14 protein-coding genes are annotated in these 13,905 nt (G+C 65.0%); 9 read left to right on the forward strand and 5 right to left on the reverse strand.

Features of this window, described 5'->3' with window-relative positions; genetic code table 11:
* The first annotated feature begins 119 nt into the window (after positions 1 to 119).
* Positions 120 to 2,036, forward strand: a complete 1,917-nt coding sequence (locus AWY79_RS02670; protein WP_066799894.1) for a methyl-accepting chemotaxis protein — start codon at positions 120 to 122, stop codon at positions 2,034 to 2,036.
* Between the two features lie 70 nt (positions 2,037 to 2,106).
* Here the strand turns inward: AWY79_RS02670 and AWY79_RS02675 are convergent, their stop codons facing one another.
* Positions 2,107 to 3,084 carry a sensor histidine kinase gene (locus tag AWY79_RS02675; protein WP_078063588.1) on the reverse strand — a complete coding sequence of 326 codons (978 nt, stop codon included), beginning with the start codon at positions 3,082 to 3,084 and terminating at the stop codon, positions 2,107 to 2,109.
* A gap of 236 nt (positions 3,085 to 3,320) precedes the next feature.
* On the opposite strand from AWY79_RS02675, the gene AWY79_RS02680 reads away from it, so the two are divergent.
* The 6 genes from AWY79_RS02680 to AWY79_RS02705 all read left to right on the forward strand — a co-directional run bounded on the left by AWY79_RS02680 (position 3,321) and on the right by AWY79_RS02705 (position 8,449).
* The gene (locus tag AWY79_RS02680) at positions 3,321 to 3,869 is read left to right on the forward strand and encodes a hypothetical protein (protein ID WP_133987366.1); all 549 of its coding nucleotides are present in this window, start codon (positions 3,321 to 3,323) and stop codon (positions 3,867 to 3,869) included.
* Between the two features lie 363 nt (positions 3,870 to 4,232).
* Positions 4,233 to 5,231 carry a helix-turn-helix domain-containing protein gene (locus AWY79_RS02685; protein WP_066799908.1) on the forward strand — a complete coding sequence of 333 codons (999 nt, stop codon included), beginning with the start codon at positions 4,233 to 4,235 and terminating at the stop codon, positions 5,229 to 5,231.
* A 64-nt stretch (positions 5,232 to 5,295) separates the two neighbouring features.
* On the forward strand, positions 5,296 to 6,069 hold the full coding sequence (locus AWY79_RS02690) for an aminotransferase class IV (RefSeq protein WP_066799910.1): 774 nt from the start codon (positions 5,296 to 5,298) through the stop codon (positions 6,067 to 6,069).
* Between the two features lie 179 nt (positions 6,070 to 6,248).
* Positions 6,249 to 6,749: a rubrerythrin family protein gene (locus AWY79_RS02695; protein ID WP_066799913.1), complete on the forward strand. Its 501-nt coding sequence runs from the start codon at positions 6,249 to 6,251 to the stop codon at positions 6,747 to 6,749.
* Positions 6,750 to 6,866: 117 nt separating this feature from the next.
* Positions 6,867 to 7,577 carry a cell division ATP-binding protein FtsE gene (gene ftsE / locus AWY79_RS02700; RefSeq protein ID WP_066806934.1) on the forward strand — a complete coding sequence of 237 codons (711 nt, stop codon included), beginning with the start codon at positions 6,867 to 6,869 and terminating at the stop codon, positions 7,575 to 7,577.
* Positions 7,574 to 8,449: a cell division protein FtsX gene (locus AWY79_RS02705; protein ID WP_066799916.1), complete on the forward strand. Its 876-nt coding sequence runs from the start codon at positions 7,574 to 7,576 to the stop codon at positions 8,447 to 8,449. The genes ftsE and AWY79_RS02705 overlap by 4 nt, the downstream gene beginning before the upstream one ends.
* Before the next feature lie 466 nt (positions 8,450 to 8,915).
* On the opposite strand, the gene AWY79_RS18930 is transcribed toward AWY79_RS02705, so the two are convergent.
* Positions 8,916 to 9,071 (reverse strand): hypothetical protein, encoded by a 156-nt coding sequence (locus AWY79_RS18930; RefSeq protein ID WP_158509840.1) that lies wholly within the window; start codon positions 9,069 to 9,071, stop codon positions 8,916 to 8,918.
* Positions 9,072 to 9,251: 180 nt separating this feature from the next.
* Here AWY79_RS18930 and AWY79_RS02710 point away from each other — a divergent pair, with 180 nt between their 5' ends.
* Positions 9,252 to 10,133 (forward strand): LysR family transcriptional regulator, encoded by an 882-nt coding sequence (locus AWY79_RS02710; RefSeq protein WP_066799918.1) that lies wholly within the window; start codon positions 9,252 to 9,254, stop codon positions 10,131 to 10,133.
* Between the two features lie 3 nt (positions 10,134 to 10,136).
* Here AWY79_RS02710 and AWY79_RS02715 read toward each other — a convergent pair whose 3' ends face one another.
* A complete protein-coding gene (locus tag AWY79_RS02715; RefSeq protein ID WP_066799921.1) occupies positions 10,137 to 11,027 on the reverse strand; it encodes a LysR family transcriptional regulator in 891 nt (296 codons plus the stop codon).
* Positions 11,027 to 11,908 carry a LysR family transcriptional regulator gene (locus AWY79_RS02720; RefSeq protein WP_066806936.1) on the reverse strand — a complete coding sequence of 294 codons (882 nt, stop codon included), beginning with the start codon at positions 11,906 to 11,908 and terminating at the stop codon, positions 11,027 to 11,029. Before AWY79_RS02720 ends, AWY79_RS02715 begins: the two co-directional genes overlap by 1 nt.
* A gap of 424 nt (positions 11,909 to 12,332) precedes the next feature.
* Here AWY79_RS02720 and AWY79_RS18935 point away from each other — a divergent pair, with 424 nt between their 5' ends.
* On the forward strand, positions 12,333 to 12,506 hold the full coding sequence (locus tag AWY79_RS18935; RefSeq protein WP_158509841.1) for a hypothetical protein: 174 nt from the start codon (positions 12,333 to 12,335) through the stop codon (positions 12,504 to 12,506).
* 596 nt (positions 12,507 to 13,102) lie between these two features.
* On the opposite strand, the gene AWY79_RS02725 is transcribed toward AWY79_RS18935, so the two are convergent.
* Positions 13,103 to 13,867 carry an enoyl-ACP reductase FabI gene (locus tag AWY79_RS02725; RefSeq protein ID WP_066799924.1) on the reverse strand — a complete coding sequence of 255 codons (765 nt, stop codon included), beginning with the start codon at positions 13,865 to 13,867 and terminating at the stop codon, positions 13,103 to 13,105.
* Positions 13,868 to 13,905 lie beyond the last annotated feature (38 nt).

The raw sequence follows: 13,905 nt of genomic DNA on the forward strand, positions 1-13,905 counted from the left end.
GGCGGGGCATCCCGAACAAGGCGTGCATACGGGAAGACGAATAATAATTGCGCAACAGGAGGGGAGAAACAAGACTACTCTGAGCCATAATGCTCAGTATATTACCAAAGGAGTGACCAATGGGCATCCGCTCTAAGCTCTTTCTTCCCCTGCTGGCCATGGCCCTGGTCATGCTCGTCGGCGGATATCTCAGCCTCAATTCCCAGTTCACCAAACTGGAGCAATCCTTTGTCTCCCTGATCATGCAGGGCAAGATCGAGGACCTCCGCGAATCCATCTCGCAGATGTCCTCCGGCGCGCTGCAACAGGCCGCGCTGTTCAGCCGCATGCCCGCCGTGATCGAGGCATACGCCACGGCCAACGAGGGCAACATGGAGGACGAGGCCGACCCCCGGCTCCAGGAGGCGAGGGACCAGCTCCGCGCATCCCTGGCCCCGGTACTCAAGGGGTACAAGGATAACCTGGGGCAGAAATTCCAGGTCCATTTCCACCTGCCCACCGCGCGCAGCCTGCTGCGGGCCTGGCGCGACAAGCAGGCCAAGCGCGACGGCAAGTGGGTGGACGTTTCCGACGATCTCTCCGGATTCCGCAACACGGTCATCGACGTGAACAGGAACCGCAAGCCCGTGCTGGGCATCGAGCCGGGCCGGGGCGGGTTCACCATCCGCGGGCTGGCCCCGGTGACCGCGCCCGACGGCACCCACCTCGGCTCGGTGGAGGTGCTCCAGGGGTTCGATTCCATCCTCAAGACCATGGAGACCACGAGCAACCTCCAGGCGCTCCTGTACATGGACGCAGGGCTGCTGCCGGTGACCACCCAGCTGCGCGACCCGGCCAAGAACCCGGTCAGGGACGGCAAGTACGTGCTCATCTTCGGCCAGGACAACGCCGACCTGCGCGAGCTGGCCGGCGGCGAGCTGCTGACCGCGGGCATGCAGGGCGAGATCATCGAGGTCCTGGGCCACAACGGCCTGGCCGCCTTCCCGGTCAAGGACTACAAGGGCGACGCCATCGGCACCATCGTCCTGTCCATGGACATCTCCGACCAGCAGGCCCTCATCTCCACCGTGGTCTGGATGGTCGGCCTGGGCCTCCTCCTGGTGGTCGTGGTCCCCCTCTTGATCATCTTCTGGGTGGTCCAGCGCTCCATCAAGGCGCCCATCGCCAAGTGCGCCGACATGGCCTCGCGCATCGCCCAGGGCGACCTCAAGAGCGTGGCCTGCGAGACCCGCTCCGACGAGATGGGCGTCATCCTCTCGGCCATGACCGACATGAACGCCCACCTCTCCGATACCATCCAACAGATCCAGACCATCTCCGGCGACGTGGCCGACGGCTGCCAGGAGCTCTCGGACGCGAGCAATTCCCTGTCCGAAGGCGCTTCGCGCCAGGCCGCGGGCATCGAGGAAGTGGCCGCCAGCCTGGAGGAGATGTCCGGCAGCACCCGGCATACGGCCGACATCGCCCACCGCACCGAGACCCTCGCGACCAAGGCGGCCAGGGACGCCGAGACCGGCGGACAGGCCGTGGACCGGACCGTTTCGGCCATGAAGAGAATCGCCGACGAGATCGGGATTATCGAGGAGATCGCCCGGCAGACCAACCTGCTGGCCCTGAACGCGGCCATCGAGGCCGCCCGCGCGGGCGAGGCGGGCAAGGGCTTTGCCGTTGTCGCGGCCGAGGTGCGCAAGCTGGCCGAACGCAGCGGCACCGCGGCGGCGGGCATCAGCGAACTGTCCTCCAGCAGCGTGGCCGTGGCCGAGGAGGCCGGGGAGCTGCTCAAGCGCATGGTCCCGGACATCAAGAGCACCGCCGAACTGATCCAGGAGATATCGGCGGCCTCCAACGAACAGAACCTGGGCATCGAGCAGGTGTCCAAGGCCATCCAGGAATCGGAATCAGTGGTCCAGGCCAACGCCTCCACCGCCCAGGTGGTGTCCGGAGCCGCTTCCGCCCTGTCCGAAAGCTCCAGGAGCCTGCACCAGGCCATCAGCCATTTCCAGCTGGACGACGGCCAGTGCCTGGACCGCTATTAGCGGGACGCGGACGAAAAAGGGCCCCCCGCACGCATGGCGTGCGGGGGGCCTCTTCATTGATCGGATACCCTTATTCCTGGGGCAGGGATTCCACCGGGAGGGTCACGATAAACCGCGACCCCCTGCCGAGCGAGCTCTCCACCGAGATGGTCCCCCGGTTGAACTCCACGCTGCGCTTGACGATGGACAGCCCGATGCCGAGCCCGGAGACCTTGGGCGGGTTGCCGTAGGCCCCCTGGCGGAAGGGTTCGAAGATGGTGGGCAGGTCCTCGGCGGCTATGCCGCTGCCCGAGTCCGCCACGGTCAGGACCAGCGCCTCGGGTTCTGTCCGGTACTCCAGCCCTACCCGGACCTCTCCGGCCTCGGTGTGCTTCATGGCGTTGCCCACCAGGTTGAGGGCAATGAGCCGCAGGGCGTTTTCGGCCCCCAGCACGGCCCCGGGCACGTCCCGGTCCAGGTCCACGCAAAGGGCCACGCCCTGGTTCAGGGTCAGGGGCGCGGCGATCTCCCGGACGGACTCCAGGAGCGCTTCGGGGGAAAAACGATTGCGGGCAGGACCCAGGGAGTCCTGGCGGGAATATTCGAGGACATTCTCCACCAGCACGCCCAGCCGCCTGGCCGAGGCCTCGGCCAGCCCGACGAGCTCCTGCCGTTCCACCGGGTCCCGGGTCAGCTCTATGAGTTGCAGGGCGTCCACGATGCCCACCAGCGGGCTCTTCAACTCGTGGCAGGCGGTGGTCAGAAACTCTTCCTTGGAGTCGGCGAGGGCGCGCAGCTCCTCGTGGACCACGGCCAGCTGGCGGCGGGACTCCTCCAGCAGCCTTGCCCGGCGGCGCAGCTCACGCATCCGGTTCAGGGAGAAGATGACGAGGCAGATGAGGACGGCGGGCAGCATCATGGCCATCTCGTCCAACTCCCACCCCTCGTGGCTCCTGGAGAAGACCATAAAGGACTCGTAGGCGTCCATGTGGATGAACAGCCCGGTTCCGAGAACCAATATGGCGCAATACAGGAGCAACTCCCAGGCATGCTTTCTGGCTGCTATCATGGCGCGAAGCTAGCACAGCTCCCAAGCGAAGCAAGGCCGGTATACGGGGCATTGCCCGAAGGATAGCCCCCTTAATCAATTCAATATCCCGTAATCACGTAATAAATTTGTTTTACCCCCAGTTGCGATTTATAACGTCGGCATATGTTCCGGCCGTTGGAGCGGCGCAACCAACCCTGGATTCCCGGTCCGTTACCTGTTAAAACCAGACCGCCACGACAACCCATGGAGGATTCATGCGGAACTTATTGCTTGCCCTGATGCTCGTGCTGACCCTGGTCGCCTGCTCCGCCAAGGACGAGGGCGTCCAACAGCCCGTTCCCGAAGCGCCCCAGGCCGAAGCCCCGGACACCGCGTCCGCCGAGGCCCCCCCGGCGAAGGCGAGCAATGGCCCCGTGTCCACCAATACCGTCAGGGACGTCGTCCCGGAAGGGCCCGCGGGGACCGTGCAACTGACCAACGGCAGCACCATGGAGCTGACCGAGCTGATCAAGCTGGGAGACTACTACCTGTACATCTCCGGCAAGCTCAACGGCCGCTCCTCCACCGTGGTCAGCCTGACCCGCTTCCGCGACCTCCAGAAGTGGAGCTCCATCGTCTTCAAGGACCCGCGCACCTTCGTCGTCACCAACAAGAAGGGCAAGGAATGGTCGTTCGAGGACGCCGCCCTGTACCTGGGCACGGACAAGCCAGGCATGTACGCCTTCAAGACCCTCAACACCCGGTACGACGTGGTCCCGGTCGAGATCCCCAAAAACGAGATCGCCATCATCACCTTCAAATAGCGCAACGGCCCCGCCCCGCGACTGCGTGCGACGGGCCGGGAAATCACGGCCGCCTCCCTTGACGTCTAGAGCTTTTCTAGATAGTAGATCGGTAAGTTTCGTTCTTTGTATTGTATTATTTTTCAAGGGTGACGATTGGTGACGATTCCGCGCAAGGAGGAAAGGTGATCCGACTCTCGTTTGGCTCCGTACCCCGCAAAGTGGTTGTCAGGCTTGGCAAAACGAACACCCTCACCCGTAACAACGCACCGCGCCCGAAGGCGGTTTCCTGCATCTGGGACAGCAGGCTCAATCGCCGCCCCCGGCGGCTGAACCTGGCCACCCGCTCCACCGCCCTCGTCAACCCCAGGATGAACAGCTACCATGGCAGATACCTATACGCATAAGGACCTGGCCGGACTCTGCGGAGTCTCCGAGACCACCATCAAGAGCTACCGGCGCAAGTTTCCCGGCTTCATACCGGTGATGACCAAGGGCAAGCCCATCCGCTTCAAGCCCGAAGCGGGCCAGGTCTGCCTCAAGATCCGCGACTGCTTCGCCAAGGGCATGTCCGTGAACGAGACCTACAAGGTCTTAAAGGAAAACTTTAAGGAAGAGCCTTCCGCGCGCCGCAGGTCCGCCCCCGCCCAGGGTGCGGCCGCCCAGCCCGCCTCCGCTCCCGCCGGGGTCTCCGCCGACTATCTGGAGAAGTTCTTCGCCACCGCCGGGCAGATGATGCAGGGCATGGCAGGGCTGGCCACGGCCCAGGCCCGGTCCGAGCAGCGGCTGCGCAAGGTCGAGGCTGCCCTGGAGAAGCTGGTGGAGATCGAGACCGAAAACAAGGCGCTCTTCGCCCGGCTGCTGGACCGGGACCAGGCGGGTCCCGCGCCCGAGGCCGAACCCGTCGCCGAACCGGCGGTCGCGCCGACCCCCGCGCCGGAACAGCGGGTGCGCGCCCGCAAGATCGTCAACGTGCGCGGAGAGGACGGCGGGGTCGATTCCTACGCCCTGGAGCAGGACAACGCCGGGCCGTCCATGGAACACCCGTCCGACGCCTTCCTGAACACCCCCATCGTCATCCGCAACGACCAGGGCGAGTTTCTCGGCGTGCCCGGCAGGCTGGCCCTGTCCGGGTTCGTCGCCATCCTCACCCGCGATGCCGAGGAGACCGGCTCGGTGCGCACCTTCTGGACGCGACAGGAGGATGCCTGGGTCTTCACCATGGACGCCCCGGACGGCAACTCCCACGCCCTGCACTTCGTTTCCACCACCACCCCGCGCGGCAATCTCGTGGTGCTCCTCGAACACCTCGACCTGAACGGCAGCCGGACCTCGCCCCAGTTCCTCCAGGAATTCTTCCGCCAGGTGAAGGACAAGGCCTGACGGCCCTCCGGCCCGGACCCGACAAAGGGGAGCGGGACCGGACCGCCGCAGATCGGGGGATGCAATGATCCACTACCAAAAGGGAACCTATGCGCGGGACGGCGTCCGGCTGGGCGCGACCTCGCCCGCCCTGCTCCACGGGGCCGGGTTCGGCGAGATCCTGTACCACAACGGCTGGGAGCTGTGCCACCTGGACCTCCATCTGGACCGGCTGCTGCACGCCCTACGCTCCTACGGCGTGCCGTACGAAACCGTGGATTTCCATGACGTGGTCACCGAACTTCTCGACCGCAACGGGCTGCGCGGCCAACCCGCGCGCGTGGACATCCTCTATCCCCTGGACTCCGGCACGGCCACCCCTGTGGTCACCGCCCGGCCCCATGAGCCCAAGCCGTACAAGGCCTACCGGCTGTGTTTCTGCGAGGAGCGCCACCTTTCGGCCCTGGCCGGACACCGGACCGCCAACGGGCTGTTCCACCATCTGGCCCGGCAGCGGGCCCGCGCCCGCGGCTTCGACGACGCGGCCCTCTTCGACATGGAGGACAACCTCCTGGAGGCCACGCGCGGCGCGCTCGTCTTCGAAAAGCAGGGCGTCTTCGCCTGCGTGGACTCCCCCTACCGGCAGCCGTCCATCGCCCTGGACATCGCCCGCCGGGTCCTCGACATCCTGCCCTTGCGCATTCCCCAGGACGAGCTGCCCGACTTCCGCCACGCCTACATCCTCAACTCCCTCATCGGCATGCGTCCGGTGGTCTCTCTGGGTGAGACCGGGTTCGTTCCCGACGCCGACGCCTGCAACAGGGTGTCGGAGGCCGTACTCCTCACTCCCGCCTCCTGACCGACTCCGTTCCGCCGTTTCCGCCCGCCCCGAAAACCGTTGCCAACCGGCGTTTCAAAAGGGTACGCCCTTAATGTACACTTTGTGCTTGCAATTCTTTTTAGGAATCATTACTAAATAGCGACTGTACACGATCGGCCCGCGAGCCGAATGAAAACCAAACCATAAGGAGAAGACCGATGACCAAGACCATGGACAACCTCAAGGCCGCCTTTGCCGGGGAATCCCAAGCCAACCGCAAATATCTCGCCTTTGCCGACAAGGCCGAGGCCGACGGCAAACCGGGCGTGGCCAAGCTGTTCCGCGCCGCCGCCGCCGCCGAGACCATCCACGCCCACGCCCACCTGCGGCTGATGAAGGGCGTCGGCACCACCGAGGAGAACCTCAAGGCCGCCATCTCCGGCGAGACCTACGAGTTCGAGAAGATGTATCCGGAGATGATGGAGGACGCCAAGGCCGAGGGCGAGAACGCCATCCTGCGCTACTTCGGTTTCGCCAACGAGGCCGAGAAGATCCACGCCGCCCTGTACACCGAGGCCCTGGAGGCCGAGTCCGACGTCTTCGCCGACGCCGAGTTCTACATCTGTTCCGTGTGCGGCCACACCCAGGACGGCGAGCCCCACGACAAGTGCCCCATCTGCGGCGCGGCCGCCAAGGCGTACAAGAAAGTCGACGCCTAGCCCCGTCCACCGCCCTTTTCCGCGCCGCCCCGCTCCTCGCCGGAACGGGGCGGCGTTGTTCTTTCCGCCCGTGCGCCCTGTACAAAGCGGGACAGGAAAGGTACACAGGACGGCATGATGGTCAATGTCGAACATCTGTCCTACAACTTCGGCGCCTATTGGGCGCTGAAGGACATCTCCTTCACCCTGGACCGGGGGGAGTTCCTCTTCCTCACCGGCCACTCCGGGGCGGGCAAGACCACCCTCCTGCGGCTGCTCTACGGCGCACTCCCCGTGAACCGGGGAAGGGCCAGCGTGGCCGGATTCCAGCTCAACAACCTGCGCCGCCGCGACATCCCCCGGCTGCGCCGCAAGGTCGGCGTGGTCTTCCAGGACTTCAAGATCCTCCCGGAACGCACGGTCTTCGACAACGTGGCCATGGCGCTGGAGGTGCGCGGCATGGACCGCACCCACCTGGAACGCCGCGTGCGCGCCATCATCCGCGCCCTCGGCCTGGAGACCAAGAGCTATTCCCAATGCCGGCGGCTGTCCGGCGGCGAACAGCAGCGCGTGGCCATCGCCCGGTCAATGGTCGCCAACCCGGAACTCATCCTGGCCGACGAGCCCACCGGCAACCTGGATGTGGACCTGACCCTGCACCTGATGGAAATCTTCAAGCAGTTCCATACCTACGGCACCTCGGTCATCATGGCCACCCACTCCACCGAGGTCCTCGAGTGCGTGCCCAACGCGCGCATCCTGCACCTTCAGGACGGACGGATCACCGAAAACGGCGACTCCCCGCCGGACACCCCTGACGACGCCGAATTCGGGGAGGTCTCCCTGTGATCGGCCAGTTCCTGCGCCTCACCCTGCGCGGCGTGGCCGACCTTCGGCTGCACCCCTTCGCCCAGCTGCTCACCCTGCTCGCCGTGGGCATGGTCACCCTGCTCACGGGCCTCATCCTCCTGGCCATGCACAACGTCAACCTGGAGCTGCTCAAGACGCGCGGCCAGGTGGAATTCCAGATCTACTGGAAGGCCACCGCCGATGCGGACCAGGTGGTCAAGGACTGGGACGCCGTGCGCAAGCTCGACCATCTCCGGTCCTTCAAGACCTTCACCCCGGACAACGCCCTGACCGAGCTGGCCTCCACCCTCGGCGAGACCGGCGATTTCTCCTGGCTCGCGGACAACAACCCGCTGCCCTACTCCGGCCTGGCCTTCTTTGCCGTGCCGCCCGAGGCCCAGCAGGAGGGATGGGCCACCCGGCTGCTCACGGACCTCAAGTCCCTGCCCGGCGTGGACAAGGTCAACTACGCCCCGTTCCAGGCGGACCTGGCCCAAGGCTGGCGCACCCTGGCCCAGCTCGTGGTCTGGCCGATCATCGGCTTCCTCGGCCTGGTGGTCGCCCTGGTGGTCCACAATACCATCAAGCTCTCGCTCCTGACCCGCATGGACGAGGTCGAAATCCTCTCCCTGGTCGGGGCCAGCCCCGCCTACATCCGCTGGCCCCTGCTCACCGGCGGCCTGTTCCAGGGCCTCATCGGCTCCGGCCTGGGCATCGGCCTGCTGGCTATCGTCCACTCCTTCATCGAAGAAGCCCTCAACTTCCCACCCTTCATGATCCAGATCCAGTTCATCCCCATCGAACAGGTCCTGATCCTGGCCGGATCGGTCACCCTCGTCTCCATCATCTCCAGCTGGGTGGCCATAAAGTAAGGCGCGCCTCCGGCGGCCAGGGGGGAAGGGGAAGAGGGGAACCCTTTGTAAAGGGCTTCCCCTCTTCCCCTTCCCCCCTGGACCCCCCAACCCCATCTCCCCTCCGAAACTTTTTATAGCCGCCTTCGGCGGGGCAGTTTACAGCACTAATTCTTCTATGGAGCGTTTTTGGGGCAAAGCCCCAAACAGCGGCTCTCGCCCCCGCACGTCCATCCGGACAAGGCACCCCCACGCACCCAACTCCCGTGAGGCTTTGGAGAGTGGGTCAGCCGTGCATTTCTTCAAGGGGGATTTGACCGCAGCGTAGCCTTCTACGTGAGGATCAAATCCCCCTTGAAGAAATGTGCGGATGGCCCGCTATCCAAAGCCGAAAAAAAGAGCCGCTCTTGCCGGGGGAAAGGATGACAATCCCGGCAAGAGCGGCTCATACCCGCATGGTGACTGGGAACCTTGCGGCTCCCGAAATCTAGAACCCGCGCGTGAACAGCGTCAGGGCGAAGGCGGCCACGGTCGAGGAGACCGTGCGGATGCGCGCGCGGTTGTTGCGGCGCGGACGGGCGGCATCGGTGCGGTTGGCGTCATTGCGCATATGCATCATGGCCAGTCGGGTATCGTTATCCATGCTCATCTTCCTGCTCCTTTCACTTGTCACCATCTGGGCGGATTCCCATGACTGCACAATTACGGATGGTGCCGTAATCAATCCAATTGTTTTGTTTGATGCAGTTGTTCAGTATTTCTGATGACAATTCCAATCTTAATCAGATATGATTATACCCAAGATCAGGGAGGGTGATCGCGCATGGAACTCTACCAGTTGAAGACCTTTGTGGTGGTGGCCGAGGAAGGCCATCTGACCCGCGCCTCGGTACGGCTGCACACCAGCCAGCCCTCGGTTTCCGCGCACATCAAGGCGCTGGAGGAGGAGCTGGAGACCATGCTCTTCATCCGCACGCCCAAGGGGATGCGCCTGACCGAGGCGGGCGAGCGGCTCAAAACCAAGGCCGAAAACGTGCTCCGGGCCGCGCACGAGCTGCGGCTGGAGGCGCGGAACATGGGCGACGAGCTGGTGGGCGACCTGTCGCTCGGGCTGAACACCGATGCGGAATACCTGCGCATCGTGCCCCTGCTGACCGCCCTGGCCGCGGACCATCCCAAGATCACGCTCCAGATACAGCAGCGCGCCTCGACCTCGGTACAGGGCGCGATCCGCGCGGGCGAGCTGGACTGCGGGTTCATCTTCGGCGAGCCGCGCCACTCCGAGCTGAACGCCATCCACCTGGAAGACACCCGCTTTTTTGTCGCCGTGCCGGACATCTGGAAGGACAAGATGGAGCAGGGGCTGGTGGCCCTGGCCGACCTGCCCTGGATCATGGACCCGTCGGACAACCCGCTGCAAAAGCTCATCGAGCCGTTCTTCAAGTCACACGGGATCAAGCCCTCGAACCAGCTGGAGGTGGACGGCGACGAGGTCATCCGCGTGCTCGTGGCCGCCGGAAAAGGGGTCTCGTTCCTGCGCCGGAACGAGGTCCTGGCCGCCAACCGCATCGGCCAGCCCGTGCACGCCCTGTCCTTCGACGAACTGTCCATTCAGGCCAACTTCGTCTATCTCAAGCGGCACGACGAGGACCCGGTCATGCGGGCGGTCATCGAACACGTCAAGCGGTGCTGGGAACTGGAATAGGGATCAGCAACCCTCTTCCGGCCACAGGGAGCGGACCACGTCCGCCAGGGCGCGGATGGACGGGTCGTTCTCCCGGCTCTTGGGATGGGCGAAGGTGATGTTCAGGGAGAGCAGCGGCCCGGTCTCGCAGATCACGGCGACCCCGTCCCGGACCATGGCGTCCGCATCGGTCTCCTTGAGCAGGGACACGCCCTTGCCCGCGGCCACCAGCTCGCGGATCACGTCCTCGGAGTCCGCCTCGATATAGTCGGTGATCTCGATGCCCGACCCCTCGAACACGCCGTCCAGGACCTTCATGAACGGGCACTCCCGGTCCGGCCGGACCCACGGCAGGGCCGCCAACTGGTCGAGCGCCATGCCCTGCACCCGCGCGGACCACGCCGCCGGGGCCACCACCCGCACCGGAATCTCCTTCAGCGGAATGCCCAGGACCTCGGGATAGGGATTGTCGAAGAACGAGAACCCCGCGTCGATGCGCCGGTCGCGCACGTCGCGCAGGATGGACCCGGAGTTGCCCTGCTGGAACTTGAGCCGGAGCTTGGGATGGCTCGCGGCCATGGCCGCCGACAGCTCGGCCACGCGCAGGAACGCGGTGTCCGTATTCAGGGCGATGGTCAGCGATCCGGTCAGCTCCTCGCGGTAGGAGGCCGCCAGGTTGGCCATGTCCGAGGCCGCCAGCAGCACCGAGTCCGCCTTGAGCTTCAGCCCGGCGCCCGCCTCGGTCAGCTGCATGCCGCGCGGGGTGCGCACGAACAGGGGCAGCCCCAGCTCCTCCTCCAAAGCCTTGACGTGCCCGCTCACCGCGGGCTGGCTGGCGAAAATGCGCTCGGCGGCCTTGGTCAGGTTGCCCTCCTCGGCCACGGCCACGAACGTCCTGAGCTGATACAGTTCCATCATCCCTCCCAGGTGCGCCGCACCAGCTCGATGAGCGCGCCCATGGACGGCAGGTCGCCGTCACCCTTGCGGTACACGAAATTCACTTCCACCGGATGCCGCCCCACCAGGACGCACTCCGCGGCCTGGCCTGACGCGAGCATGGCCGCCACCTCGTCCTCGCGGACCAGGGCCAACGCCTTGCCCTCCACCACCAGCGGCCGGATGACCTCCTCGGAGTCCGCGCCGATGGTCCGCGCCGGGACGATGCCGAACCGGTTGAACAGCTCCAGCTGCAACTCCCGGAACGGGCTGTGGCTCGCGGGCATGACCCAGGTGTAGGCCGAGAGCGCCGCCGCGTCGGCCTTGGCCAGCGCCTCGCCCCAGGCCGCCGCGCCCATGATCGAATAGGTCGGCTCGGCCAGCTTGATGGCCTCCAGGTCGCGGTACGGGTTGCCCGCGAACACGAAGCCCGCGTCCAGGTTCCTGGCCCGGATCTCGCTCAGGATCACCCCGGAGGGGGACTGGATGAGCTTCAGATTCAGCTTGGGGAACCGCTCGCTCAACAGGTCGATGAGGCTCGTGGCCTTCAGGAACGCGGGGTCCGTGCACAGCCCCAGCGCCACCTGGCCCGCCACCTCGCCGCCGAGCGTCACGGCCCGCGCCTTGAGGGTGTTGGCCGAGGCCAGGACCTCGATGGCGTCCTGGACCAGCTCGGCCCCCGCCGGGGTCAGCTCCACGCCGCGAGACGCGCGGTCGAACAGCCGGACCCCCAGCTCCTCCTCCAGCGCCTTGATGTGCGCCGAGACCGCGGGCTGGGTGGCGTGCACGCGCTTGCCCGCACGGGTGAAGTTCCCTTCCTCGGCCACGGCCACGAACGTCCTGAGCTGATAGAGTTCCATGCCCCCTTCATACTCGCCCGCCACCAAAGGAGCAATCGCTATTCCTTATACCGGGCCTCGCCCCTTCCAATTGGACCGCGCGCCGCATTTCAGCGCATTTGTCCCGGTATCGATCAGAAAACCGCAGGACCAAAGGAGCCGATCATGCACCCATGCAGCTTTTGGCGCTATCTCCTCAACCCCGAGGAAACCGGCGCTCCTTGGGGCCGGCCCGCCGCCCCCTGCCTGAGGCAAGCCGCCAAGGCCCTCTTCTGGCTGAGCATCTCCATCCTCCTCGGGCTCGGGCTCGGCCAGTTGGCCTGACGCGATCCATCAGATTTCCTTATGTCCGCCGTCACGCATCATTATTGGACCGGCCCGCGCCCTTTGCATAGGAGGGAGCCAGACATTGCCCGATCAACGGCTTCCACCCGAGGAGGACAGGATGAAGAAGAACTACAACGGCTGGCTGTACCTGGTGTACCCCGAAGACTCCACCGGCATGCCCTGGGACGAATCCGTGCGCAGGACCGCCAACAGCCCGCTCGGCATCGTCAAGGTGATGCTCTGGGTTTCCGTGTCCATGGTCGTCAGCATGGGCATCAGCCAACTCGTCTAACTCTTTTCAGGCCGGCTCCCCCCGCTTAGAACGCCGGCCCATATATGACCTTTTGAGGTCCTCTCCGGCAACAGCCGGGTTCCCCAGGATTCGTCCCGGAACCCGGCTGTTGTTTATTTTTTGCGCGGGAGGCGCCTCCGGCGGCCGGGGGAAGGGGAGAGGGAAACCTTTTGGAAAAGGTTTCCCTCTCCCCTTCCCCCGGACCCCCATCCCCTCTCCCTTCCAAAACTTTTTGGGTCGCTTCGCGAGGTTGGGCTGACAGGAATAAACAACTCTCTTCACCCAAAGTCCCGACACGCCGCTCAGACTCTTTTCCCTGTCCGTCGCCCGGTCCGCCGTCCCCTCCTTCAACAACCCACACAATCCACCCCCAATCACCAGACAAACCACTCCCCTCCCGCTCCCGACGAACCCGAGCGAAGCGAGCGATAAAAAGCTTTGAAGGGGGAGTCCAGAGGGGGAAACTTTCTCGACAAATCCGCAGGACAGCGGATTTGGACCGCGCCCTCTTTGGGGCGCGACCCCGAAGGGGTGCGGGCCATGGACGGCCAGCATCAAAGTTTCCCCCTCTGGCCGCCGGAGGCATTCTTCTCCTCCTACACGCCCATGATGTTATAGCCGGAGTCCACGAAGACGACGTCTCCGGTGGTGCCGGTGGAGAGGTCGGAGGCGAGGTAGAGGGCGCATTTGCCCACGTCGTCGATGGTGATGTTTCTGTGCAGGGGCGCTTTTTCCTCGATGCGGCCGAGTATGGTCTTGAACCCGGAGATGCCGGAGGCGGCCATGGTCTTGACCGGCCCGGCGGAGATGGCGTTGATGCGGATGCCGTTTTCGCCCAGGTCCACGGACAGGTAGCGCACGCACGCCTCCAGGGCGGCCTTGGCCACGCCCATGGCGTTGTAGTTGGCCACGACCTTGCCCGCCCCGTAGTAGCTGAGGGTCAGGACGGAGGAGCCGGGCGAGAAGAGCGGTTCGAAGGCGCGGCACAGGGCGACCAGGGAGTAGGAGGAAACGTCCAGGGCGACCTTGTACCCCTCGCGGCTGGTGTCGATGAACCGTCCCTTGAGGTCGTCGCGGTTGGCATAGGCGATGGAGTGGACGAGGATGTCCACGTTGCCCCATTTCTCGCGCACCAGGTCCGCGCCGGTCGCGATCTCCTGGTCCGAGGTGACGTCGCATTTGAACATGAACTCGCCGTTCAGCTCCTCGCTGATAGGGGCAAGGCGGCGCTCTATGGGGTCGGCGGCGTAGCTGAACGCCAGCCGCGCGCCGTGTTCCTTGAACTGCCGGGCAATGCCGTAGGCGATGGACCGGTCGTTGACCACGCCGAAGATCAGGGCCTTCTTATCCTTGAGCAGCATGATGACTCCTTTGGTTGGAAGGAGTGTACCGCGCCCGG

This window comes from Pseudodesulfovibrio indicus (assembly GCF_001563225.1).
Lineage (GTDB): Bacteria > Desulfobacterota > Desulfovibrionia > Desulfovibrionales > Desulfovibrionaceae > Pseudodesulfovibrio > Pseudodesulfovibrio indicus.